The 23,799-nt window shown below is 60.0% G+C and carries 24 protein-coding genes and 1 pseudogene; 4 read left to right on the top strand and 21 right to left on the bottom strand.

Features of this window, described 5'->3' with window-relative positions:
- Window positions 1-60 precede the first annotated feature (60 nt).
- Window positions 61-729: a hypothetical protein gene (locus ACS4NR_RS02295; protein ID WP_456019002.1), complete on the bottom strand. Its 669-nt coding sequence runs from the start codon at window positions 727-729 to the stop codon at window positions 61-63.
- A gap of 605 nt (window positions 730-1,334) precedes the next feature.
- Here ACS4NR_RS02295 and ACS4NR_RS02290 point away from each other — a divergent pair.
- From ACS4NR_RS02290 to ACS4NR_RS02280, 3 genes are all read left to right on the top strand, one after another.
- Complete coding sequence (locus tag ACS4NR_RS02290) at window positions 1,335-1,694, top strand: DUF6124 family protein (RefSeq protein ID WP_027613916.1); 360 nt, start codon at window positions 1,335-1,337, stop codon at window positions 1,692-1,694.
- A 344-nt stretch (window positions 1,695-2,038) separates the two neighbouring features.
- Entirely contained in the window at window positions 2,039-4,975 is a 2,937-nt protein-coding gene (locus ACS4NR_RS02285) for a hypothetical protein (protein ID WP_456019001.1), read from the top strand.
- Window positions 4,976-5,455: 480 nt separating this feature from the next.
- The gene (locus tag ACS4NR_RS02280; protein WP_027613916.1) at window positions 5,456-5,815 is read left to right on the top strand and encodes a DUF6124 family protein; all 360 of its coding nucleotides are present in this window, start codon (window positions 5,456-5,458) and stop codon (window positions 5,813-5,815) included.
- 230 nt (window positions 5,816-6,045) lie between these two features.
- Here the strand turns inward: ACS4NR_RS02280 and flhB are convergent, their stop codons facing one another.
- The 13 genes and pseudogenes from flhB to ACS4NR_RS02215 all read right to left on the bottom strand — a co-directional run.
- Window positions 6,046-7,185 carry a flagellar biosynthesis protein FlhB gene (flhB, locus tag ACS4NR_RS02275; RefSeq protein ID WP_095139379.1) on the bottom strand — a complete coding sequence of 380 codons (1,140 nt, stop codon included), beginning with the start codon at window positions 7,183-7,185 and terminating at the stop codon, window positions 6,046-6,048.
- 3 nt (window positions 7,186-7,188) lie between these two features.
- A complete protein-coding gene (fliR, locus tag ACS4NR_RS02270; RefSeq protein ID WP_047599973.1) occupies window positions 7,189-7,974 on the bottom strand; it encodes a flagellar biosynthetic protein FliR in 786 nt (261 codons plus the stop codon).
- Window positions 7,975-7,977: 3 nt separating this feature from the next.
- Window positions 7,978-8,247: a flagellar biosynthesis protein FliQ gene (gene fliQ / locus ACS4NR_RS02265; RefSeq protein WP_007920026.1), complete on the bottom strand. Its 270-nt coding sequence runs from the start codon at window positions 8,245-8,247 to the stop codon at window positions 7,978-7,980.
- Window positions 8,244-9,002, bottom strand: a complete 759-nt coding sequence (fliP, locus tag ACS4NR_RS02260) for a flagellar type III secretion system pore protein FliP (protein ID WP_003222895.1) — start codon at window positions 9,000-9,002, stop codon at window positions 8,244-8,246. Before fliP ends, fliQ begins: the two co-directional genes overlap by 4 nt.
- The gene (fliO, locus tag ACS4NR_RS02255; RefSeq protein WP_095139378.1) at window positions 9,002-9,454 is read right to left on the bottom strand and encodes a flagellar biosynthetic protein FliO; all 453 of its coding nucleotides are present in this window, start codon (window positions 9,452-9,454) and stop codon (window positions 9,002-9,004) included. Before fliO ends, fliP begins: the two co-directional genes overlap by 1 nt.
- Window positions 9,455-9,913, bottom strand: a complete 459-nt coding sequence (gene fliN / locus ACS4NR_RS02250) for a flagellar motor switch protein FliN (protein WP_003222891.1) — start codon at window positions 9,911-9,913, stop codon at window positions 9,455-9,457. It lies immediately after the preceding gene.
- A gap of 55 nt (window positions 9,914-9,968) precedes the next feature.
- Entirely contained in the window at window positions 9,969-10,937 is a 969-nt protein-coding gene (fliM, locus tag ACS4NR_RS02245) for a flagellar motor switch protein FliM (protein WP_003222890.1), read from the bottom strand.
- A 9-nt stretch (window positions 10,938-10,946) separates the two neighbouring features.
- Window positions 10,947-11,450, bottom strand: a complete 504-nt coding sequence (gene fliL / locus ACS4NR_RS02240) for a flagellar basal body-associated protein FliL (protein ID WP_047599975.1) — start codon at window positions 11,448-11,450, stop codon at window positions 10,947-10,949.
- Between the two features lie 213 nt (window positions 11,451-11,663).
- On the bottom strand, window positions 11,664-13,067 hold the full coding sequence (locus ACS4NR_RS02235) for a flagellar hook-length control protein FliK (protein WP_456019000.1): 1,404 nt from the start codon (window positions 13,065-13,067) through the stop codon (window positions 11,664-11,666).
- A gap of 106 nt (window positions 13,068-13,173) precedes the next feature.
- Window positions 13,174-13,521, bottom strand: coding sequence for an Hpt domain-containing protein (locus ACS4NR_RS02230; RefSeq protein WP_456018999.1), 348 nt, complete (start codon window positions 13,519-13,521; stop codon window positions 13,174-13,176).
- 37 nt (window positions 13,522-13,558) lie between these two features.
- Window positions 13,559-15,256 carry an ATP-binding SpoIIE family protein phosphatase gene (locus tag ACS4NR_RS02225; RefSeq protein WP_456018998.1) on the bottom strand — a complete coding sequence of 566 codons (1,698 nt, stop codon included), beginning with the start codon at window positions 15,254-15,256 and terminating at the stop codon, window positions 13,559-13,561.
- 5 nt (window positions 15,257-15,261) lie between these two features.
- Window positions 15,262-15,567, bottom strand: a complete 306-nt coding sequence (locus ACS4NR_RS02220) for an STAS domain-containing protein (protein ID WP_166495475.1) — start codon at window positions 15,565-15,567, stop codon at window positions 15,262-15,264.
- A gap of 192 nt (window positions 15,568-15,759) precedes the next feature.
- Window positions 15,760-15,906: pseudogene (locus ACS4NR_RS02215) on the bottom strand (flagellar export protein FliJ); the annotation flags it as partial.
- 100 nt (window positions 15,907-16,006) lie between these two features.
- On the opposite strand from ACS4NR_RS02215, the gene ACS4NR_RS02210 reads away from it, so the two are divergent.
- A complete protein-coding gene (locus ACS4NR_RS02210; protein ID WP_456018997.1) occupies window positions 16,007-16,360 on the top strand; it encodes a hypothetical protein in 354 nt (117 codons plus the stop codon).
- Between the two features lie 35 nt (window positions 16,361-16,395).
- Here ACS4NR_RS02210 and fliJ read toward each other — a convergent pair whose 3' ends face one another.
- The 7 genes from fliJ to ACS4NR_RS02175 all read right to left on the bottom strand — a co-directional run bounded on the left by fliJ (window position 16,396) and on the right by ACS4NR_RS02175 (window position 23,798).
- Window positions 16,396-16,845 carry a flagellar export protein FliJ gene (fliJ, locus tag ACS4NR_RS02205; RefSeq protein WP_456018996.1) on the bottom strand — a complete coding sequence of 150 codons (450 nt, stop codon included), beginning with the start codon at window positions 16,843-16,845 and terminating at the stop codon, window positions 16,396-16,398.
- Window positions 16,846-16,851: 6 nt separating this feature from the next.
- Window positions 16,852-18,210, bottom strand: coding sequence for a flagellar protein export ATPase FliI (gene fliI / locus ACS4NR_RS02200; RefSeq protein WP_007966241.1), 1,359 nt, complete (start codon window positions 18,208-18,210; stop codon window positions 16,852-16,854).
- Window positions 18,200-19,006: a flagellar assembly protein FliH gene (gene fliH / locus ACS4NR_RS02195; protein ID WP_456018995.1), complete on the bottom strand. Its 807-nt coding sequence runs from the start codon at window positions 19,004-19,006 to the stop codon at window positions 18,200-18,202. The genes fliI and fliH overlap by 11 nt, the downstream gene beginning before the upstream one ends.
- A 4-nt stretch (window positions 19,007-19,010) precedes the next feature.
- Entirely contained in the window at window positions 19,011-20,030 is a 1,020-nt protein-coding gene (gene fliG / locus ACS4NR_RS02190) for a flagellar motor switch protein FliG (protein WP_016771079.1), read from the bottom strand.
- Entirely contained in the window at window positions 20,023-21,810 is a 1,788-nt protein-coding gene (gene fliF, locus ACS4NR_RS02185) for a flagellar basal-body MS-ring/collar protein FliF (RefSeq protein ID WP_095139368.1), read from the bottom strand. The genes fliG and fliF overlap by 8 nt, the downstream gene beginning before the upstream one ends.
- 15 nt (window positions 21,811-21,825) lie before the next feature.
- Entirely contained in the window at window positions 21,826-22,155 is a 330-nt protein-coding gene (gene fliE / locus ACS4NR_RS02180) for a flagellar hook-basal body complex protein FliE (RefSeq protein ID WP_456018994.1), read from the bottom strand.
- 251 nt (window positions 22,156-22,406) lie between these two features.
- The gene (locus tag ACS4NR_RS02175) at window positions 22,407-23,798 is read right to left on the bottom strand and encodes a sigma-54-dependent transcriptional regulator (RefSeq protein ID WP_253149411.1); all 1,392 of its coding nucleotides are present in this window, start codon (window positions 23,796-23,798) and stop codon (window positions 22,407-22,409) included.
- Window position 23,799 lies beyond the last annotated feature (1 nt).

Raw genomic sequence — 23,799 nt, 5'->3', positions numbered from 1 at the left:
GGACGGCTATCACCATTAGCGCAGGTGAAAAACATCAGAAAAACCCGCGCACTGACGAATTTATCCGGCAGTCAAAATTTGCTCTGGATTTATCGCACCAAGACGCAAATCGCGGCCCACCAGGTAGCGCGTACCCTTACGGATCGGCTTCCCTCCCACGTCGACAAACGCTTCCTCAAAATAGCCTAATGTCACGATTTCCTCGGGCTGATGAAAAGGATCGTCGGGGTGTGCCTTCAGCACACTCAGTGCCCAGACAAAGTAAATGTCCGGCACATCCTGTGGCTCGATCTTCCGTTCGACCTCCGTCTCGACCTCCCATCGAAAGTCCTGCCCACCCGTGACCTGTAACTGATTACCGACCATGTGAAATTGTGGTTTGTGATAACGCGCCAGTAGGCCGGTGCCATTGCTACTCCATGTATCGGAGTAGTTGTTGGGCGAAGAGAAAACGCTGACCAACTCTTCAACAGTACCAATGTTGCCAGCGGCACTATTGAATCGGTTGTAGAGACTATGGTGGGCTACCCCGTCCAACCTTGGCTTGATCGCATTGATATACGAATCGAGATAGCCCGGCACATACGCATTGCTCATGTGCACGAAATGCGTGAAGTCCAACATCGCCTTAAAAGTGAACGTGCAAGCGATATGATCAGACTCTTTCGCCACCGACCCGGAAACGAACTCGAACCTCATTCCTTCAAGCTTTTTGTAGTTCTCTGGCATGACCTTCTCCTTGGCGAATGTTAAAGACAGGTCAGAAGGCGACTTGCCCGTGAAACCTGCCAACGAACATCGAATAGCTGAATGCCCTTTGTGTCCACTGTCAGAACTAACAGGTAGAGGTCTTTTTCAGATAAACGGAAGGCCGCGGTCTTTTGATTTATCAGGAATCGCGCCGCAATGAACACAGATTGGGGGTATCACACAGATCCCCTGTGGGAGCGGGCTTGCTCGCGAAGAGGCCATCTACGACACCACAGAATCATGCGCAGCACCTTTAAACGCTGGCGTTTAAAAGACACCTCCAGACACTCCTTGCGGGCTACACATCCTTGCGCCATTGCCTACAGCTACGCCAGAATCCGCCGGCTTGTGCGCCTTGGGGTCGGGTTCTATTGTGGATCGGTCGCTGACGAATCAGCGATCGGGTCTCGCAGCCCGCTGATTTCTAGACGCACAACTTCCGTCCTCGTTTTATGGCGGCTGTACGTGGGAGACCTTTGGGTCTGCCGGTTCTAGAGTCCCGGTCTGCGACCCGCGTATAGCTGCCACCTCCCTTTCGTATCGCAGCGAAATGTGGCAACTCCGTCGACTCTAGGAGCTTCACCATGATCAAACCAACACCCAACCCACCCGAAACCGACGCCACCTCCCCTTACGAATCCCTCGATTCGAAAAAGCTCCACGAAGCGGCCGACCGCGCCCTCGACCACTACCTCTGCTCGCCCGGCGCCACGCCCATTCAACGCAAAACCCGCTCGATGTACGCCGTGACCGCAGACTTCAAAAACGAAGAACTGCTGGCCGATGCTTGCGAAACACTCGCTTCAGCCAGAACCATCGCCAATGACTTCGCCCACCTCATACCGGCGTCGCAGCGCAGGACGCTGCTGGGCATTGCGCAACTGATCATGCTTGGGGAACTGGCAGTGAATCGGGTGATGGATAATCTGGAGTTGCCGCAGTAGCAGGGATCTGTGACAAGCCCTGAGTGAGGCGTTGCGGCTGCTGACGTCTTCGCGAGCAAGCCCGCTCCCACAGGGATTGGTGTCGATCACAGACCTTTGCCTGCACGCCGAACCTGTGGGAGCGGGCTTGCTCGCGAAAGCGGCCTCACAGCCGACACATGTCTTCAGGCATAAAAAAAACCGCCACCTCATTTAACCGGGCTGCGGTTTGTCGCCTCTTTCCTTCAGCCCACATGACCACTTGTCGGAAACTCGCCGGCACCTGTCAGATCTGACAGGTGCCTAATTCCTCCAACGCGCGCTCAATAACTCCGTCCCCCAGCCCCCCGACCGGAGTTCGCCAAATGTCCAGCCAGCAACCCCCTCGAGCCCTCAGACATCCTTATTTTCCGGCGCTGGTCAGCCTCAGCCCTGCCGAACACTATGACGGCGGCATACCCATCAGAGCCGTGGAAGGCGATCTGCAAGGCATCATTCCCGCCTGGCTGACCATGTCCGTTGGCGATCTGGCCGAGGTGTTCTGGGGCAATGACAGCGCCGCGGTCTGGAGCAAGACCCTCGAGAACGATGCCGAGCTCAACCAGGACGTGGTTTTCACCATTACCAGGGGCCAGGTACTTGAGGGGGATGCCACGCCAGTGTTCTACCGGATCACGCGCAAGAACCAGGCCCCGGAGGACTCGTTACCGGTCATGACCCTGCTGGTCAAACTCACGCGTCCCGGCGATTACGACGACATTCCCGGCGATGACGGCCACTCCGATCTCAAGTTCTCCATCTCTCATGACGAGGTCGATGAAAACCTGCCGCCCAGCGGGGTGACGATGCACATCGTGCCCTACCGCAACCTCACCCGGTACGACCGCATTCTCGCCCGCTGGGGCAGCCAGCAAGTGGTGCATGTCGTTACGCCGGAACAGGCCCAGGACCCGATCAGAAACCCGATCGAGGTTGTCTTCAGCCGCGCCGTTATCGACGACGCCGGGGACGGTGATCGTGTAGCGGTGGCTTATCAGGTCATCGATCGCTGCGGTAATTTCCCGGACGAACGCGCGCCGTGGTCGGCGACGCATTATCTGTTGGTGGATCTGGGGGGCAATCGGCTGGACGAACCGCAGGTGCTGGTCAACGGCATTCCAACCGACAGCATCGACCTCGACCAGCTCGGGGATGACGATGTGAACGCCCGCGTGTACATCACCAAGGACGATTTTGCGGTGGGCGACAAGGTGCTCCTGACCTGGATCGGCACCCCGGCGCAAGGCTCGCAGATCATCGTCGGGCCGCTGGGGAAAAAGGTGTTGTACGTGCCCTTCCAGCTCGATTTCCCCATCCCCAACGCCGCCGTCAAAGCCATCGCCAAAGGCGCGGCCTCGGTCGGCTATGTGCGCCGTCGCAGCGATGAAAGCGACCGCCGCTCAAAAAATGCCAGCGTCACCGTGATTGGCGACATCAGCCAGTTAGTCGCCCCCACCGTCGACGAGGCACCGGGCGGAACGTTGCCACCCGAAACGCCTTGGGCGACTGTACAGATCCCTTGGTACCCCGGTCGCAACAGCAGCGACCTGCTCAACCTGATCTGGTGGGCCCAGGCGCCCGGTAACGACACCGTTTATTACGAAGATCCCCGCCCGGTCGGCAACGTAGCGGACAATCAGCCCGTCCTGCGCAGCGTGAGCAATGCCGAAATCCAGCGTTTCAACGGCCTGAACGTCAAGGTCTATTACGTCGTCACCAACAGCGAAACGGGGCTGTTGAGCGTTCGCGAGTCGCTGCCGTTCATGATGCAGGTCGGCGTCGCCCTGCCGACGTTCGACCGGCCGGAAGTCGAGGGTGCAGATGCCAACGACGTGCTCGATCCGGACAACGTGCCACCAACCGGTGCCACGCTGGTGGTGCCGTACCTCGGCACCCGCGACAAGGATCGTGTGAACTACCGTTGGCGCGGCTCCGCCAGTGGCGGCAGCATCAGTAGTCATGTCGACCTGATCCCCGCTACCGCCGGCAGGCCTGTGCGAATTACCGTTGAGAAAAAATATGTAACCCCCAACCTGAACGGTACGGTGGTTGCCGATTACAGCATTCAGCGGGCGGGCGAGACGCTGGGGCATTCTCATGAGTTGACGTTGCGCATCGGGACGGCGCTGGGGGAGCTGCTGCCACCGTTCCTTGTAGCACCGGCCACAGATCCGATTGATGTCCTGGCCTACCCGAACGGCGTGACGGTGCGCATCGAATTCCTTGAAGCATTGAGCGGCGACCGGGCATGCCTGGTGGAGGTCGATCCCCCAGCAGGCACGCCACCGTTTCCTTTGGTGGAGTTCAACAACAAGCGGGTGGATACAGTATTGAGCCCGGCATTTCTGGCGGCGCGACATGACAAGGTGATCGAATTGCGCTGGGATTTGAATCGCGATGGTGGACAAGCGGGTGAATCAGATGCGACCAAGGTGACTTTGCTGAGGATCACAGATGAAGATCCACGGCTACCCTCGCCGAAAATCCCACAGGCATCGGATGACAACGTGCTGGATTTGAATTCTTTTGAAGGAAACGCTGAGGTTACCGTGTTGCCATGGACAGGCATCAGCACTGATAACATCGTGCAACTAAAACTTTCGGGAAAAGACGACAACGACAACGACTGCACAATCCCGATATTGACCAACCACAAAATAACATATACGGAAACAACCTCTGGAATAAAACAGACACTGACCAGAGAGCAATTGTTAAGTCTGGGACACGATACTGAATTCAAGATCTCTTTAGAAGTATTGCCGACCCCCGCCAGCAATTTGACACCCATTATATTTCCACTATTGAATTTAAACTTTTTGAAAAGTCCTCCTTTAGTAACATTAGAGGATTTCGAGACAGGATCAGTGGGTGAGTGGCCCGTTGGAACAGTCATGAATTTCCCCAGCATGACCGTTACGGTAGTGGTAGGAAGCGTGATTATCGGCGAAGGCGGTGTTTTAGGCCCTCAGATAACAGGAAAAATGTTATACATTTCTAGCTACGGAACGCTGAGATTCACACTAAAAAATCCAGCAAAAAGCATTAAATTCGGCATTGCCTGCATTGATAAAGTACAGTCACCATACATATGCTACGACGAAAACTTGCAAGTAATTAAATCGCATAACACTCCACCATATGGTGATGAAATCAAACTATGGGCCGACATAACAGAAACACCAGATAGGAGAATTAAATTTATAGACATAATAGACGGAGGTCGCTACTCATTTCTAGATAATTTCTCAATGATCTGTTGAGCAACTTTTTCTTTGTCGTCATACGCTGAGCATTGCGCATGCCGCCATGCTCGGCGTGACGACGAATCCTAAGGGCCTGATGCGATAGTTCTCAGAGACAGTCACGCGATCTTTTACTTCTTAAACTCAGATGTTTAAAAGACACCTCCAGACACGCCTTGCGGGCTACACATCCTTGCGCCATTGCCTACAGCTACGCCAGAATCCGCCGGCTTGTGCGCCTTGGGATCGGGTTCTATTGTGGTTCGGTCGCTGACGAATCAGCGATCGGGTTTAGCGATCCGATACCTTACAGACGCTCAATCCCCAGTCTCAATTGCAGGTTTGTCTATCTGCACTTGGCGTCATGGTGGCTGTGCGCGGGAGACCTTCGGGTCTACCCGGGGTTTCTGTGACCCGGATCGCTAACCTGCGTACAGCCGCCACCTTTACTTGTTTAGCGATGAGCCGTGGCGGCCAAATCAACCACGGAGCTTCACCATGATCAAACCAACACCCAACCCACCCGAAACCGACGCCACCTCCCCCTACGAATCCCTCGATTCAAAAAAGCTCCACGAAGCGGCCGACCGCGCTCTCGACCACTACCTATGCTCGCCCGGCGCCACGCCCATTCAACGCAAAACCCGCTCGATGTACGCCGTGACCGCAGACTTCAAAAACGAAGAACTGCTGGCCGATGCCTGCGAAACACTCGCCTCGGCCAGAACCATCGCCAATGACTTCGCCCATCTGATACCGGCGTCGCAGCGCAGGACGCTGTTGGGTATTGCGCAATTGATCATGCTCGGCGAGCTGGCGGTGAATCGGGTGATGGATAATCTGGAGTTGCCGCAGTAATACGGATCGGTGACAAGCTTTGAATGAGGCGTTGCGGCTGCTGACGTCTTCGCGGGCAAGCCCGCTCCCACAGGGATTGGGGTCGATCACAAACCTTTGCCTGCACGCCGAACCTGTGGGAGCGAGCTTGCTCGCGAAGGCGGCCTCACAGCCGACACATGTCTTCAGGCATAAAAAAACCGCCACCCCATTCAATCGGGATGGCGGTTTTTTATTGCGTCACTGTCAAGTCAGGAATCGCGCCGCAGATCCGGCGGGATCGGCAAATCGTCCTTGAGCGGATCCGGGCGTTTGCCCTTGCCGGCGCGGTACTGGCGGATCTGGTAGACGTAGGCCAATACCTGGGCGACCGCCAGGTACAGGCCACCGGGGATTTCCTGCTCCAGCTCGGTGGAGTAATAGATCGAACGCGCCAGCCCCGGCGATTCGAGGAGCATGACGTTGTTGGCGACGGCGATTTCGCGGATCTTCAGCGCGAGGAAGTCGCTGCCCTTGGCCAGCAGCACCGGCGCGCCGCCCTTCTCCGAGTCGTACTTGAGCGCGACGGCGTAGTGGGTCGGGTTGGTGATGACCACGTCGGCGTCGGGAATCGCCGCCATCATCCGCCGCTGCGACATCTCGCGCTGGGTCTGACGGATGCGCTGCTTGACCTCCGGCCGGCCTTCCTGATCCTTGTGCTCGTCGCGCACTTCCTGCTTGGTCATCAGCAGTTTCTTGTGCGCTTCCCAGAGCTGCACCGGGACATCGACGGCGGCAATGATGATCAGGCCGCAGGCCAGCCACAACGTACTCCAGCCGACCAGCGTGACGCTGTGAATGATCGCCATTTCGAGCGGCTCGTGGGCGATACGCAGCAAATCATCGACATCCGCCGACAACACCACCAACGCCACCCCGAGGGTGATCAGAAACTTGGCCAGCGCCTTGAGCAGTTCGACCACAGCCTTGAACGAGAACATCCGCTTCAGGCCTGCCGCTGGGTTCATCCGGCTGAATTTGGGCGCCATGGAACCGGCGGCAAACAGCCAGCCACCGAGGGAGATCGGCCCGATCAACGCCGCCAGCAACAAGGTGATCATGATCGGCTGGATCGCCAACAGCGCCATCTGGCCGGACTGCAACAGGAACCTGCCCATGGCCCCCTGATCCATGATCACCTCGCGCGAGAGGGTGAAGTTCAGGCGCATCAGTTCCATCAGGTCTTCGGCCAGCATGCCGCCGAACACCAGCAGCGCACCGGCACCGGCCATCATCACGGCGAGGGTGTTGAGCTCTTTGGAACGGGCAATCTCACCCTTCTCACGGGAGTCTTTTTTGCGTTTGTCCGTGGGGTCTTCTGTTTTGTCCTGACCGCTTTCGCTCTCTGCCATGGCTCAGCGCGCCCGTGCCAGTTCGCGTAACAACTGCAAGGCCTCGGAGGCCAGCGGTTGATACTGATTGAGGATGTCCGCCAGACCGACCCAGACAATGAACAGGCCCAGTACCAGAGTCAGCGGGAAACCGATGGAGAAAATGTTCAGTTGCGGCGCGGCGCGGGTCATCACGCCGAATGCGATGTTGACCACCAGCAGCGCGGTGACCGCCGGCAGCACCAGCAACAACGCCGCCCCGAGAACCCAGCCGAGTTTGCCGGCCAGCTCCCAGTATTGCGCCGTCATCAACCCGCCGCCCACCGGAAGCGTAGTGAAGCTCTCGGTGAGCACTTCGAAGACCACCAGGTGGCCGTTCATCGACAGGAACAGCAAGGTCACCAGCATGGTGAAGAACTGGCCGATCACCGCCACCGAAACGCCGTTGGCCGGGTCAACCATCGAGGCGAAGCCCATACCCATCTGGATCGCGACAATCTGCCCGGCCACGGCAAACGCCTGAAAAAACAGCTGCAGGGAAAACCCCAGCACCGCACCGACCAGAATCTGCTCGGCAATCAGCAGCAGGCCACTGAGATCCAGCGGGCTGACTGCTGGCATCGGCGGCAGGCTCGGGGCAATGCACACGGTAATGGCCACGGCGAAATACAGACGTATCCGGCGCGACACCAGCGTGGTGCCGAACACCGGCATGACCATCAGCATCGAGGCGACGCGAAACAGTGGCAACATGAACGACGCCACCCAAGTACTGATCTGGGTGTCGGTCAGCTGAAGCAGCGACTGCATGGCTTAGCCGATGACCATCGGAATGTTTTTGTACAACTGAATGATGTATTCCATGAACGTCTGCACGATCCAAGGACCTGCGACGATCAGCGTCACCAGCATCACCAGCAGACGCGGCAGGAAGCTCAGGGTCTGTTCGTTGATCTGCGTCGCCGCCTGAAACATCGCCACCAGCAAGCCAACCAACAGGCTCGGCACCACCAGAATCGCGACCATCAATGTGGTCAGCCAAAGGGCTTCACGAAAGATATCGACCGCAACTTCCGGCGTCATGGCGAGACACCTCCGAAACTGCTGGCCAGGGTGCCGATGATCAGCGCCCAGCCATCCACCAGCACGAACAGCATGATCTTGAACGGCAGCGAAATGATCAGCGGCGAGAGCATCATCATACCCATCGCCATCAGCACACTGGCCACGACCAGGTCGATGATCAGGAACGGGATGAAGATCATGAAGCCGATCTGGAACGCGGTTTTAAGCTCAGAGGTGACGAACGCCGGCACCAGAATCGTCAGCGGCGCCTGATCCGGGGTGGCGATGTCGGTGCGCTTGGACAGACGCATGAACAGCTCCAGATCGCTGGTGCGGGTCTGGGCGAGCATGAAGTCCTTGATCGGTACCTGAGCCTTTTCCACCGCTTGCTGGGCGGTGAGTTTTTCCGCCAGATACGGCTGCAGCGCATCGTTGTTCACCCGATCGAACACCGGGGCCATGATGAACATGGTGAGGAACAGCGCCATGCCGGTGAGGATCTGGTTCGACGGCGTCTGTTGCAGGCCGAGGGCCTGACGCAGGATCGAGAAGACGATGATGATCCGGGTGAAACTGGTCATCAGGATCACGGCCGCCGGAATAAAGCTCAGGGCGGTCATGATCAGCAGGATCTGCAGGCTGACCGAATACTCCTGCGCGCCGTCGGCGTTGGTGCCCAGCGTGATCGCCGGAATCGACAACGGGTCGGCGGCGAATGCCAGTGGCGCGGCCAGCATCAGGGCCAGCGTCAAGACGATGCGTAGCGCACCCATTACTTCTTATCCTTCTGATCCTTGCCGAGAATCTTCAGCAGATGCTGGGCAAATTCCGGGGTCGCTTTTTCGCTGCTGCTCGGCACTTGCACCGGCTCCTTGAGCACGTGCAGCGCGGTGATGGTGCCGGGGCTCAAGCCGAGCAAAATCTGCTCGTTGCCGACCTGCACCAGCATCAACCGGTCACGCGGACCGAGGGCGCGGGAGCCGATCAGCTCGATCACCTGGCCCTTGCCGGCCGGCCCTGCCTGTTGCACCCGGCGCAGCAGCCAGGCGAGGAAGAAGATCAACCCCAGCACCAGCAACAGACCGAACACCAGTTGCGTCAGTTGCCCGGCCACGCCGCTATTGACCATCGGCGCGGTGGCAGCAGGCACGGTGGTCGCCGTCGACGGCTCGGCGGCCAGCACGCTCAATGGCAGTGCCAGCAAAGCCCAGAGAAACCGTTTCACTCAGCGCAGCTTCTTGATGCGTTCGCTTGGGCTGATCACGTCGGTCAGACGGATGCCGAACTTCTCGTTGACCACCACCACTTCACCGTGCGCGATCAGGGTGCCGTTGACCAGCACGTCCAGCGGCTCGCCGGCCAGACGATCGAGCTCGATCACCGAACCCTGGTTCAGTTGCAGCAGGTTGCGGATGTTGATATCGGTGCTGCCCACTTCCATCGAGATCGACACCGGGATGTCGAGGATCACGTCCAGGTTCGGACCGTCCAGGGTCACCGGATCGTTGTTCTTCGGCACGCTGCCGAACTCTTCCATCGGCAGACGGTTGGAGCTTGCAGCGCCAGCGTCGGCGGCCAGCAGTGCGTCGATGTCAGCCTGACTGCCATCACCGGTCTCTTCCAGGGCCGCAGCCCATTCGTCGGCCAGTGCCTGATCGTCCTGGGCGTTCATTTCGTCGTTCATCATGTGTCCTCGGCGGGCAACAATTCAGTTAAATACGTGGGGGAAAAGCGCCGCTTCAGCGACGCTCGATCGGCTCGATCACCTGCAACGCGAGGTTGCCTTTGTGCGAGCCCATCTTGACCTTGAAGGCCGGTACGCCGTTGGCGCGCATGATCATGTCTTCCGGCATCTCGACCGGGATCACATCCCCCGGCTGCATGTGCAGGATGTCGCGCAGCTTCAACTGGCGGCGGGCCACGGTGGCGCCGATCGGCACGTCGACATCGAGCACGTCCTGACGCAGGGCGTTGACCCAGCGCTCGTCCTGATCGTCGAGGTCCGACTGGAAACCGGCGTCGAGCATTTCGCGCACCGGCTCGATCATCGAGTACGGCATGGTTACGTGCAGGTCACCGCCGCCGCCATCGAGTTCGATGTGGAAAGTGGAGACCACGATCGCTTCGCTCGGGCCGACGATGTTGGCCATGGCCGGGTTCACTTCCGAGTTGATGTACTCGAAATTGACTTCCATGATCGCCTGCCAGGCTTCCTTCAGATCGACGAACGCCTGCTCCAGTACCATGCGCACCACGCGCAGTTCGGTCGGGGTGAATTCACGCCCTTCGATCTTGGCGTGGCGGCCGTCGCCGCCGAAGAAGTTGTCCACCAGCTTGAACACCAGTTTGGCGTCGAGGATGAACAGCGCGGTGCCGCGCAACGGTTTGATCTTGACCAGGTTGAGGCTGGTCGGTACGTACAGCGAGTGCACGTATTCGCCGAACTTCATCACCTGGACGCCACCGACGGCAACGTCTGCCGAGCGGCGCAGCATGTTGAACATGCTGATGCGGGTGTAACGGGCAAAACGCTCGTTGATCATCTCCAGAGTCGGCATGCGTCCACGGACGATGCGATCCTGGCTGGTCAGGTCGTAGCTTTTGACACTGCCGGGTTCGGCAGCGTTATCGGTCTGTACCAGACCATCGTCGACGCCATGCAACAGCGCGTCGATTTCATCCTGGGACAGCAGATCCTGCACGGCCATGTCGTGTTCCTACTGCAGTACGAAATTAGTGAAAAGCAACTGTTCGATCACCACTTTGCCCAGCTCTTTCTGCGCCACTTCCTGGACGCTGGCGGTAGCCTTCTGGCGCAACATCTCCTGGCCGACCGGGGTCGCCAGCGTGGCGAAATCCTGACCGGAGAAGAGCATCACCAGGTTGTTGCGGATCACCGGCATGTGCACTTTGAGCGCCTCCAGATCGGCCTGGTTACGCGCCAGCATGGTGATGCTCACCTGCATGTAGCGCTGACGGCCATTCTGGTTGTAGTTGGCGACAAACGCCGGCGCCATCGGCTCGAAGATCGCCGGCTGCTTGCCGACCGGCGCGGCCTCGGCCGCTGCGGCAGGCTTGCTCTGAGCACTGTGCATGAAGTACCAGGTCGCGCCCACGGACACACCGATCGCCAGCAGCAGAGCCACCACGATCAGGATGATCATCTTGAGTTTGCCTTTGGTCGCGGGGTCTTTTACAGCTGCTGCTTCGCTCTTCGCCATGCCAATAATCCGTCACTAATCGGGTTTTCACAGTCGCACGGCAAGGCAAGAGCAAGTGTTATGCCAGAAGTGTCGGAGGAGATTGGAAGGCACTGTAAAACCAATGTGGGAGCGGGCTTGCTCGCGAATGCGGTGTGTCAGCCGACATTGATGTCGATTGAACAACCGCATTCGCGAGCAAGCCCGCTCCCACAGGGGGGATACAGCGTTGTATCAGGCGTAGTAGTCGACGGCGCTGCTGCCGATCACGCTGGTGGTTTGTGCAGCGGCTTCAGCCACCGCCGCCGGCGTCAGCTCCTCTTCCGCCGAATCCAGTCGACCACCCGCAGCGCTGGTGCGACCACTCTGGCCCTGCTGCGCCTGTTCCTGCTGACCCTGCCAGCCACGGCTCTGATCGGAGACATTGACGTCGACCTGGCCCATGCCCTGCTGGGTGAACATGTCACGCAAGCGATGCATCTGGCCGTCCAGCGCTTCGCGCACGCTCGGATGCGCGCTCATGAAAGTCACCTGGGTCTGCTGGTCCGGGACCATGTTCACCCGAATATCCAGACGCCCGAGTTCTGCCGGCTGCAATTGAATATCCGCCGCCTTCAGGTTCGCGCTGGACAGGTACATGACGCGGTTGACGATTTCTTCGGTCCAGCCGCTCTGGTGCATGGCGATCGGTTGATTCACCGGCACCACGTTCGCGGTTTTCGGGGTGGCCGCCTGAGTCAACGCCGCCAGACGGTTGGCGAAGTCATCGACACGAGTGTCGCTGGTCGCAGACTTGAGATCTTTCAGGCCGTCGTCGATCAGGCCGCTGAAGGCCTTTTCGCCATTCTGACTGGTGCTGTCCTTGTCGGCCTGCACGTCGAGCATGCTGGCCATGCCGGCAGCGAAGTTCTGCGCGGCAGTCAATTCACCGTCGGCCTGAGTCTGGGCCGGTGTAGCTTTGGCTTGTGCCTGGCTGCTGGCAGAAATGTGCCCGCCCTGCTCCATCGCCATGCGCAGCGCCGGCAACGAGTCGAGCGGATCGGCCGCCGGGTCGAAAGCGCTATCGGTCGATGCCGCCGGATCTTTGACCACGGCTGGCGCCAATGTGGCGGCCACGACCGGCGTTTCGGTTTTGGCCGGTTCCGGCGTTTCAGCGACTGGCGCTGCCACTACCGGCGCGATCACCAGCGGCTGCACGGTTTGCGCAAGTGCCGGATCCAGCGCCGGATCCACCGGGGTGGTGTCCGCCACTGGCGTCTGCGCGCTGTCAGCGGCCGCATCGGCGGCAGCCTTGTCAGCGGCTGCCTTGTCAGCGGCTGCCTGATCATCGGAGGTGGTCGACGCGGTCTTGTCCGCAGGCAAGGCATTGCCGCTATCGGCAACGGTCTGTTGTGTGGCGGCAGACTTATCCTTGGCGAAATCTTTCTTGTCGCTGTTGTCGGCAACCTTGTCGCGCGCCGGTTTCAACGAACTGTCAGAGTTCGCAAGAGTCTTTTTCGGGCCTTGATCGGCGAACACCTGAGCGAAGCTTGAAGCCTTGTCCCCGGTGTCTGCGGCCATGACCGGCGTTTTCGCGGCGGCGGCTTGCGCCTTGGCCTGGGCGGCAGATTGAAGAAGAACATTGGGGGTCGCAGGCATGACACGGTCTCCGCTGCACTGGGATCGTAGGTACAGTTGACGAGGAATATTGCAAGTGTCGGGCCAGTTTTGTCCGGCGCTTGCGAAAAGCGCCGGACGGCAGGATTCAATGGGTCAGGGCGTGCAGGCGTTCGTCTTCGTAGATCGGGCGGACATCGGCGAACTCGCCACTGATATCAGCCACCAGCCTGGCAATGTCCGAGGGGCTTTTATTTTTGGCTTCCGATTCCAGCTCCTGGCAGAGCGCCGCCAACCGGACAGCCCCCATGTTGCTGGCGCTGCCCTTGAAACTGTGGGCAACTTCAGACAAAGCCTTGGCATCCGCCGTCTCCTGCAGCTCAGCCAAGCGACTTTCGGAATCGGTCAGAAAGGTATCCAGAAGCTCCGGATAACCCTCCTCCATGACTTCGCGCAGTACGCTGAGCGCCTCGCGATCAATATGTGTGTCAGTCACTTGTTCACTCCTTGATCAAGAATCCGCGAATTATGCCTCAACCCTCCCAGAAAAACTCCACGCAAGCACTGCGACCTTCGTCCGACCAACTGGCGTTATGCCCCAACTGCCGGATCAGACTGACCCCGCGCCCCGACAGACGGACACCGTCCAGCGGTCGCTCCATTACCCGCGCCACGTCAAAACCCTTGCCGCTGTCCTCGACGCGGATCACCAGACAACCACCGCCACCTTGCGGCTTCACCTGCAGATGCACGCGCACATAACCGTCCTGCAAGGCTTCGAGCCGCTCGTTGCGCTGTTCATAGTAACGAGCGAAGCCACTGGCATCACGCTTCAGGCTGGAATCCAGACCAAGAACACCGTGCTCCAGCGCGTTGGAGTACAACTCGGCGAGCACGCTGTAGATCGCCCCACCCTGAGTGCGCAAGCCGTGTACTTCCAGCAACAATTGCAGCAGATACGGCAACGGATTGAAGCGCCTGAGCGTCGCCCCGCGAAACTCGAAACTTACCGACCAGTCCAGCGGACAGGATTGACCACTGTCGGAATACACCGGTGCCGACGGCATCACCTGCGCCGCCTCCAGCAAGCTGATCTCGACCATGCTCACATCGTCACGGGGCTCGCCGCGAAAGGCGTGCAAGGCCTGCTCGATCTCGGCGAACAGGTTGTCCGGCTCACGATTGGCGGCGAACAGTTGCTGCAAACGCTCGACACCGAACAAGCGGTCGTCGGCGTCAGTGGTATCGATCACCCCGTCCGACAGCAGGAACACCCGGTCGCCCACGGCCATGGTCTGTACTTCGGTGCGATCATCAAACGCTTGCGGACTGAGCACCCCCAGCGGCAAATGGCGCGCCGCCAGCGGCACCCGTTCGCCGGTGGCGATCCGGTGCAGATAACCGTCAGGCATGCCGCCGTTCCACACCTCTACCGAACGCCGCTGAAAACTCAGGCAAAGCATGGTCGCGCAGCAGAACATGTCCACCGGCAGGATGCGCTTGAGCTTGGCGTTCATCTCGCGCAGGGTCTCGGCCAGGCCGTAACCCTTGGCGGTCATGCCGTAAAACACTTCGGCCAGCGGCATCGCCCCCACCGCCGCCGGCAAGCCGTGGCCGGTGAAATCACCGAGTAGCACATGCATGTCGCCGGCCGGGGTGTAGGCCGCCAGCAGCAGGTCGCCGTTGAACAACGCATAGGGTGATTGCAGGTAGCGGATGTTCGGCGCGCTCAGGCAACCGGAATGCGCGACCTTGTCGAAAACGGCTTTGGCCACGCGCTGTTCATTGAGCAGGTAATCGTGATGTCTGGCGATCAGATCGCGCTGCTGCAGCACCGTGGCCTGCAAGCGGCGCAAGCGATCCATCGCCTTGATTTTGGCGGCGAGGATCACCTGGTTGTAGGGCTTCGCCAGAAAGTCGTCGCCCCCCGCCTCCAGACAACGGGCCAGCGCTTCGCTCTCGGTCAGTGAGGTCAGGAAAATGATCGGCACCAGGGTTTCCCCCGCCAGCGCCTTGATCTGCCGCGCCGCCTCAAAGCCGTCCATCACCGGCATCATCGCGTCCATCAGCACCAGATGCGGTGACTGTCGACGAAACATCTCCAACGCTTCGGCGCCATTGGCCGCCGTCAATACTTCATGGCCCTGACGGCGGACGATGGTCGCCAACAGCAACCGGTCGGCGGCGCTGTCTTCGGCGATCAGGATCGTCAGCGGCTCTTGCGCCTGCATGGCCGTCAACTGATGTCGAACAGTTTGTCGAAGTTGGAGATGGCGAGAATCTTGCGCACGTCGGAGTTGCTGTTTATCACGCGTACATCCGAGTCGTCGCCGCCGGCGTGATCGCGCAGCAGGAGCAGCATGCCCAGCGCGGAGCTGTCGAGGTAGGTGGCATCTTTCAGATCAACCACGATGGAGTCGGGTTTCTGGTCAAGTCGCTCATAGGACTCGCGAAACTCCTGATGGCGTCCAAAATCGAACCGCCCCTTGACCGAAATCGTCAGTTTTTGACCATCCGGAGAGACTTCTGTAACGACTGACATTGACTGGCTTCCTTGTCATTGACGAACGTGTACAAGGTTTAGCACCTGGACAGGGTTGGGGCAAGGCTCAACGCAGAAGCAAATGTGGGAGCGGGCTTGCTCGCGAAGGCGGTGTGTCAGTCAACATTGGTGTCTCTGACACACCGCCTTCGCGAGCAAGCCCGCTCCCACAGGGAGTTTTTGGGCAATTTGAAAAGGGTTGTGTCGCGGCAGGCGCTGCGACAACTGGTCCAGCAGCTTCTGCTCGCGTTTTTCTTCGAGGCGTTGCGACTCTTCGCGGTAGCGCTGCAGCCGTTTGCGCAGGAGCACCGAGGCCCTGCAGTCACTCCGCGACTGCCGCTTGTCGCCACTGTCAGATCTGACAGTAGACCGAGAAAATATGAATAGCCCTTAATCAAGCGGCAGCAATTTCGCTGCGCTCAGGTCAAAGGACTGCATCATGAACTTGCCTAAAGTTGGATTTTTCGAAGCACCGTTCCTGCATAACACCCAGTCACCATACGCCATGACCTACGATGAATTCCTTGGTGGAAAGCTTAGATGCAGCGTGGTGGCGCGCTACCCTAATAAAATAGGCGAAACGCTTACGTTTTACCTTATAGCCGACACACCCTACCCCAGCCTGGATATTATTGAGATCTATCGTGAGCAGGAGCTATGGAATACTGAGGTCGACCGCACCAGATTTTCGGAACTTGAGGGCAAACAAGTACATGCGTTCTACGTCGTAACCCGCGACTCTACATTAGTGAATTTCTCCAAAATGCTCAGGTTCGAAGTATTAGCCGAATGACTCAGACCATCCTCTAGCACTACTGCTGCGGCACATTAATACGGATCTTGCCGCGGCAGGCGCTGCGACAACTCGTCCAGTAGTTTCTGCTCGCGCTTGTCTTCGAGGCGTTGCGCCTCTTCTCGGTAGCGCTGCACCAGTTTGCGCAGGCCTTCGACCTTGGCGAATGCCTGCTGCCAGGCGTCGCGCGCCTTGATCAGGTTGTTCTGGTGCCAGACCAGACTCTGGCGCTGCTGATCGATCGCGGTGTCCAGTTGTGCCAGAAAGCCGTGGTACCCCAGCAGCCATTGCCCGGAAACCCCGTCGCTGCCGCGCACGATCCACTGTTCCTGATAATCCAGTCGAAAGGCGTCGAGGTCGGCGAGTTTGCTTTCAGCGACTTTGACCTGACCCTGAAAGTAACCCAGGCGTTGCACGGCGGTTTTCTCGGCCTGTTCGGCCATTTCCACCACCGGTGCCAGACGTGCTGCGCGACTCACGGCCATGGCCGGTTACCCACCCGCCGCAGGCGCGAACAGGGTTTCGAGGTAAGCCTGGCTCTCGCCCATGTTGATCTTGTCGTTGAGGCCCTGGCGCTGGTAGCGGGTCAGTTGCGGTTGCAGCGAGATCGCCAGATCGGTCTCGCGGTCGCCACCGGCGACGTAAGCGCCGACGCTGATCAGATCGCGGCTCTGCTGATAGCGCGACCACAGCTGCTTGAAATACTGCGCGCGCTGCATGTGTTCCGCCGAAACCACGGCCGGCATCACCCGGCTGATCGACGCTTCGATGTCGATGGCCGGGTAGTGCCCTTCTTCGGCCAGACGTCGGGACAACACGATGTGGCCGTCGAGCACGCCCCGCGCCGAGTCGGCAATCGGGTCCTGCTGGTCATCGCCCTCGGACAATACGGTGTAGAACGCAGTGATCGAACCGCCGCCCTTCTCCGCATTACCGGCGCGCTCCACCAGTTTCGGCAGTTTGGCGAAAACCGAGGGCGGATAGCCCTTGGTCGCTGGCGGCTCACCGATGGCCAGGGCGATTTCCCGCTGGGCCTGGGCGAAACGGGTCAGCGAATCCATCAGCAACAGGACGTTCTTGCCCTTGTCGCGGAAATACTCGGCGATGCGCGTGCAATACATGGCCGCGCGCAGACGCATCAGCGGCGCATCGTCCGCCGGCGAGGCGACGACCACCGAACGCTTGAGGCCTTCTTCACCGAGGATGTGCTCGATGAACTCTTTAACTTCTCGACCCCGCTCACCGATCAGACCGACGACGATAATGTCGGCCTCGGTAAAGCGGGTCATCATGCCCAGCAGCACCGATTTACCGACACCGGTACCGGCGAACAGGCCCAGACGCTGACCGCGCCCGACCGTCAGCAGACCGTTGATGCAACGGATGCCGACGTCCAGCGGTTCGTGAATCGGGTCGCGGTTGAGCGGGTTGATCGTCGGGCCGTCCATCGGCACCCAGTCTTCAGCCTTCATCCCGCCCTTGCCGTCCAGCGCGCGTCCGGCGCCGTCGAGTACGCGACCGAGCATGCTCATGCCCATCGGCAGGCGACCGGTTTCGGCCAGCGGCACCACGCGGGCACCCGGGGCGATACCGGCGACGCTGCCGACCGGCATCAGAAAGACTTTGCTGCCCGAGAAGCCCATGACTTCCGCTTCCACCTGGGACGGGTGATAGCTGTCGTCATTGATGACCAGGCAGCGCGTGCCCATGGCGGCGCGCAGGCCTTCGGCTTCGAGGGTGAGGCCGACCATACGCAGCAGGCGGCCTTCGAGAATCGGCGCGCCGGCGATTTCAGTGGCGTCGGCATAGGTGCTGAGGCGCTTGGCGAAACTGGTGCGTTCAAGGCGCATCGGGGGTGTCCGCGAGCGGCTCTTGCGGCGCAGCCGCCAGTTGGCTTTCTTCAGGAATGTCCAGACTCAGGTCCGGCGCGGCCGGGTGCAGAGCCTGTTCGTGCAACTGGTCGAACAGTTTGGCCATGACTTGGGTCACGCGGGTCTCGATGCTGGCGTCGATGCGGCTGTGCTCGGTTTCAACCCGGCAACCGCCCGGCAGCAGCGAGTCGTCTTCGACGATGCGCCAGGATTCCTCATGACGCTCGCGCAAGGCCTTGGCCTGTTCGAAGTCCTGCGGATTGACGTACAGACGCACGTTGTCCACGCCCAACGGCAGCAGCTTGAGCGCGTCGCGCATGACGTGTTCGATCTGGCTGGAATCGATGGCCAGTTCGCGCTTGATCACCTGTTTGGTGATGTGTTGCACGAGGTCGACCAGCGACTTTTCGATCTGGGTGTCTTGCTCGGCAATCGGCTCGAACAGGTGGGCCATCAGTTGCTCGAGGCTGGCGAGTTTCGCCGCCAGCGCTACTACGGCCTCCTGACGCACCTTGAGCGTGGCGCTGTGAAAACCTTCCTTCTCGCCGATGCCAAAGCCCTCGTTGTAAGCCTCCTGACGGATGCTTTCGAGTTCTTCCAGGGTCAGTGGCTGGACTTCTTCCAGCGGCACTTCTTCCATTTCCGGCGGTTCGGGTTCCGGTTCCGGCTCGGGTTCCGGTTTCGGCGGATCGAAGCTGGGCAGCGCCCAGGATTCGAAACCACGAACATCGCGGGCGCGGATCAGATCCGTCACTGACTCGTCATGCTTGTCCATGGGCTTAGATCATTTCCTCGCCGCCCTTGCCACCGAGCACGATCTCGCCGGCTTCGGCCATGCGACGGGCAATGGTGAGGATTTCTTTCTGCGCGGTTTCCACGTCGCTGACGCGCACCGGGCCTTTGGCTTCGAGGTCGTCGCGCAACAGTTCGGCCGCACGCTTGGACATGTTCTTGAAGATCTTCTCTTTGACGCCTTCGTCCGAACCCTTGAGGGCCAGTACCAGCACGTCGGAGGACACTTCTCGCAACAGCGCCTGAATGCCGCGATCGTCGACATCGGCCAGGTTGTTGAACACGAACATGAGGTCTTCGATCTGACCGGACAGGTCTTCGTCGACTTCGCGGATCGAGTCCATGAGCTGGCCTTCGATCGAGCTGTCGAGGAAGTTCATGATGTCCGCCGCACGCTTGATGCCACCCAGGGTGGTGCGCGAGGCATTCGAGTTGCCAGAGAACTGCTTCTCAAGAATCTGGTTCAGCTCTTTCAGCGCAGCCGGTTGCACGGTGTTCAACGACGAGACGCGCAGGATGATGTCCAGACGCACCTTGTGGTCGAAGTTGCCCAGTACTTCACCGGCCTGATCCGGGTCGAGGTACGCCACCACGATCGCCTGGATCTGCGGGTGTTCGTAACGGATCACGTCAGCAACAGCGCGCGGCTCCATCCATTTCAGGCTGTCGAGGCCACTGGTGTTGCCACCGAGCAGTATGCGGTCGATCAGGCCGTTGGCCTTGTCTTCACCCAGCGCCTGGGTGAGCATTTTGCGCACGTAGTCGTCGGAGCCGACGCCGAGGCTGGTCTGGTCGCCGACGATGTCGACGAACTCGCTCATGACCTGCTCGACCTGCTCGCGATGGACGTTGCCCATCTGGGCCATGGCCACACCGACACGCTGAACCTCTTTGGGGCCCATGTGGCGCAGCACTTGCGCGGCATCGGTCGAACCCAGGGACAGCAGCAGAATCGCGGCTTTGTCGACCTTGGTCAGTTTGACGGTTGCGGCTCGGTTATCACTCATCTGCGTTAATCCACTCTTTCACGACCTGAGCCACGCGACCCGGATCCTCGGCCACCAAGCTCTTGATTGCATTCAGTTGTGCGTCGTAACCCTCGCTCGGGCTCGGCAACAGAATGCTCTGCGGACCACCGAGGCTCACGCGGTCGTTGGCCAGGTCGCCGTCCAGGCCGCCCATGCCACCGAGTTCCACGTCGCTGCCCAGACCGGCCAGCTCCTTGCCTTTGCCGCCGCCGGTGATGTTGTTCAACACCGGACGCAGCACACCAAACACCAGCACCAGGATGAACAACACACCCAGCACTTGTTTGACGATGTCCCAGAACCATGGCTGGGAGTAGAACGGAATATCGGCAATCACTTCACCGCGCTCGGCGGAGAACGGCATGTTGATCACGCTGACGCTGTCGCCACGGCTGGCATCGAAGCCGACCGCGTCCTGCACCAGACGGGTGAAGCGCGCCAGTTCATCGGCGCTCCACGGCGCACGGGTGGTTTCACCGTTGGCCGCGTTGACCTTGACCTGATCGTCGACCACCACCGACACCGACAGCCGATTCAGGCGACCCTGCTGCTGTTTGGTGTGGCTGATGGAACGGTCGAGCTCGAAGTTCTTGGTGGATTGTTGACGCTTGTCTGCCGGGTACGGCGCGAGCATCGGCTGGCCGGTGGCCGGGTCCATGATCTGCTGACCGTTGGCATCCACCAGTGGCTGGCCGGGTTGAATCATGCCGGCCGGCGCTGCAGCGCCACCGGTGGTTTGCGGTGCCGAGGCTGGCGCCGGTGGCTGGTTGCTCAGGGCACCCGGCACACCTTGCGGGCCATTGCTGGCGGTGCGTTGTTCATTGACCGACTGCTCGCTGCGCAACGCCGGTTGGTCCGGGTTGAACTGCTCGGCGGTGGATTCGACGGCACTGAAATCGACGTCGGCCGAGACTTCAGCCTTGTAGCGATCGTTGCCCAGTACCGGCTGCAGAATGTTGTGTACGCGCTGGGTGAGCATGCTTTCCATGCGGCGGCTGTAATCGAACTGCTTGCCGGCCATGGTCATTTCGGAGTTCTCCGCCTGATCGGAGAGCAGGTTGCCCTTCTGATCGACGACGGTGATCTGCGATTTGCTCAGTTCAGGCACGGAGGTCGCCACCAGATTGATGATCGCGACCACCTGACCCGGCTCCAGCGAACGCCCAGAGTACAGCTCGACCAGTACCGAAGCGCTTGGCTTGCGTTCATCACGCACGAACACCGAACTTTTCGGAATCGCCAGGTGCACGCGGGCACCCTTGACGTTGTTCAGGCTGGAGATGGTGCGCGCCAGTTCGCCTTCCAGACCACGACGGTAGCGGGTCGCTTCCATGAACTGGCTGGTGCCCAGACCCTGTTCCTTGTCGAGGATTTCGAAACCGATGTTGCCGTCGCTGGGAGTGACACCAGCGGCCGCGAGCTTGAGGCGCGCACGGGACAGGTCATCGGCCTTGACCAGCAAGGCGCCGGAGTTCGGCTCGACGGTGTAGGGAATGTCGGCGGAGGCCAGGGTATCCATGACCTGCTTGGCGTCCATGCCGGCAAGGCTGCCGTACAACGGACGGTAATCCGGCTGCTGCGACCACAGCACCACGGCAAAGCCAATCGCCACGCTCGCAGCCAGGCCGACCAACAGGCCCACCTGACGCAGCATGGTCATCTCGGAGAGGTTTTCCAGGAAGGACAGGCCGAACAGCGGCGGTTTGCCGTCTATCGGGGTGGCCTTGGCCGGAACGTTATCGGCGACTGCTTCTGCCATGACTCAATCTCGTCCTTAAACCGGCATCTGCATGATGTCTTGATAAGCCTGAACCAGTTTGTTGCGCACCTGGGTCAGAGCCTGGAACGACACGCTGGCTTTTTGCGAGGCGACCATCACGTCCGTCAGATCGACGCCGCTCTTGCCGATTTCAAATGCGTTGGCCAACTGAGTCGACGCCTGCTGGGTATCGCTGACTTTTTTGATGGCCTGACCGAGCATGTCGGAAAAGCTGCTGCCTGCCAGTTCAGGGACGGCGGCAGTCGATTTCGGCGTGGCCATGGCGTCCATTTTCATGGCCTTCATGTCCATCATCAACCGATTAAATTCAATACCTTGGCTCATGGTCTACTCTCTTGGGCGGCCCGCAATTTTTTGACACTCACTCGGCGGGTACACAGGTGTTAGCAACAAGGGTGCCAGCTCGGCGGACTTATTCTATAAAAGCCCATCAAGGCACCGCGTCAGGTGCAGGCACCGCGAAATCACTGCGGGAGCGGGCTTGCTCGCGAAGAGGGAGAGTCAGTCGACATTTTCGCCACTGGCCCTGCGCTTTCGCGAGCAAGCTCGCTCCCACAAGTGACTTGCGGCGAGTTTCAGGTGGCAAACAGATAGCCTTCGACGTCCATCCCGGCATCGCGCATCTGCGCCAGCTTGTAGCGCAGGGTACGCGGGCTGATGCCGAGCTTTTCCGCGGCTTCCTTGCGCCGACCACGTTCGGTGCGCAGGGTGTCGATGATCATCTGAAACTCACGACGCCGCAGGTCATCGCCCAGCGCGCCGGCGGATTCGGCCTCGACTTCGATCTCGCGTACCAACGGCTGCAGCGGCGCAACGACCGGCGCAGCGGTGTAAGTCACTGCGCCGGTCAGACAGAAATCCTGCGGCTGGATCAAACCACCCTGCTGCAGAATCAGCGCCCGTTGAATCGCGTTATCCAGCTCACGCACATTGCCCGGCCATGGGTAACCGGTCAGGCAAGCTTGGGCTTGCGGCGATAGTTTCGCCGCCGCGTGCTTCATTTTATTGACGTGTTTGTTCAGCAACCGCTCGGCCAGCGGCAAGATATCGGCAGTGCGCTCGCGAAGTGGACGCCAGGCCAGGGGGAAAACCGACAGACGGTAAAAAAGGTCTTCACGGAAACGCCCCGCCGCCACTTCGCCGGCCAGATCACGGTTAGTGGTGGCGACCACGCGAATGTCCAGGGTGATCGGCTTGCGCGCGCCGACGCGCTCGACTTCACGCTCCTGCAGCACCCGCAGCAACTTGGCTTGCAGGCCCAGGGGCATTTCGGAAATTTCGTCGAGCAGAATGGTGCCGCCATCGGCCTGTTCGAACTTGCCGGCCTGCGCCGCGATGGCGCCGGTGAACGAGCCTTTCTCGTGGCCGAACAGCGTGGCCTCGAGCATGTTGTCGGGAATCGCCGCGCAGTTGATCGCAATGAACGGCTGATTGGCACGATGGGAATGCTGGTGGATGTAACGCGCCAACACTTCCTTGCCGGTGCCGGACTCGCCGGAGATCAGCACCGTGGAATCACTGCGTGCCACCCGCGCCGCCAGTTCGAGCAACTGCGCGCTGGCCGGCTCGACCGCCACCGGACCTTCACAGTCAGTAATGCTGATGCTGCCCAAGGCATGCCGCGACACCAGGTCCAGTAGAGCCTTGGGCTCGAACGGTTTGACCAGATAATCCGCCGCACCCTGGCGCATCGCATCCACCGCACGCTCGACCGCGCCGTGTGCAGTCATCAGCAGCACCGGCAATTGCGGCTGCCGGGCACGCAGCAAACCGAGCAGTTGATGGCCATCCATGCCGGGCATGTTGACGTCGCTGACCACCAGACTGAACGCTTCGCGCTCGACCGCCTGCAACGCCTCTTCGGCGCTGCCGACTGCATGGTAGTCGTGGCCTGCCAGCAACAGCGTATCGGCCAGCGCTTCGCGCAACGAGCGGTCATCCTCGACCAGCAAAACCTTGATGCCCATG

The sequence above is a fragment of the Pseudomonas sp. JQ36 genome (genome assembly GCF_053851495.1).
This window is presented reverse-complemented; position numbering and strand designations above follow the sequence as displayed.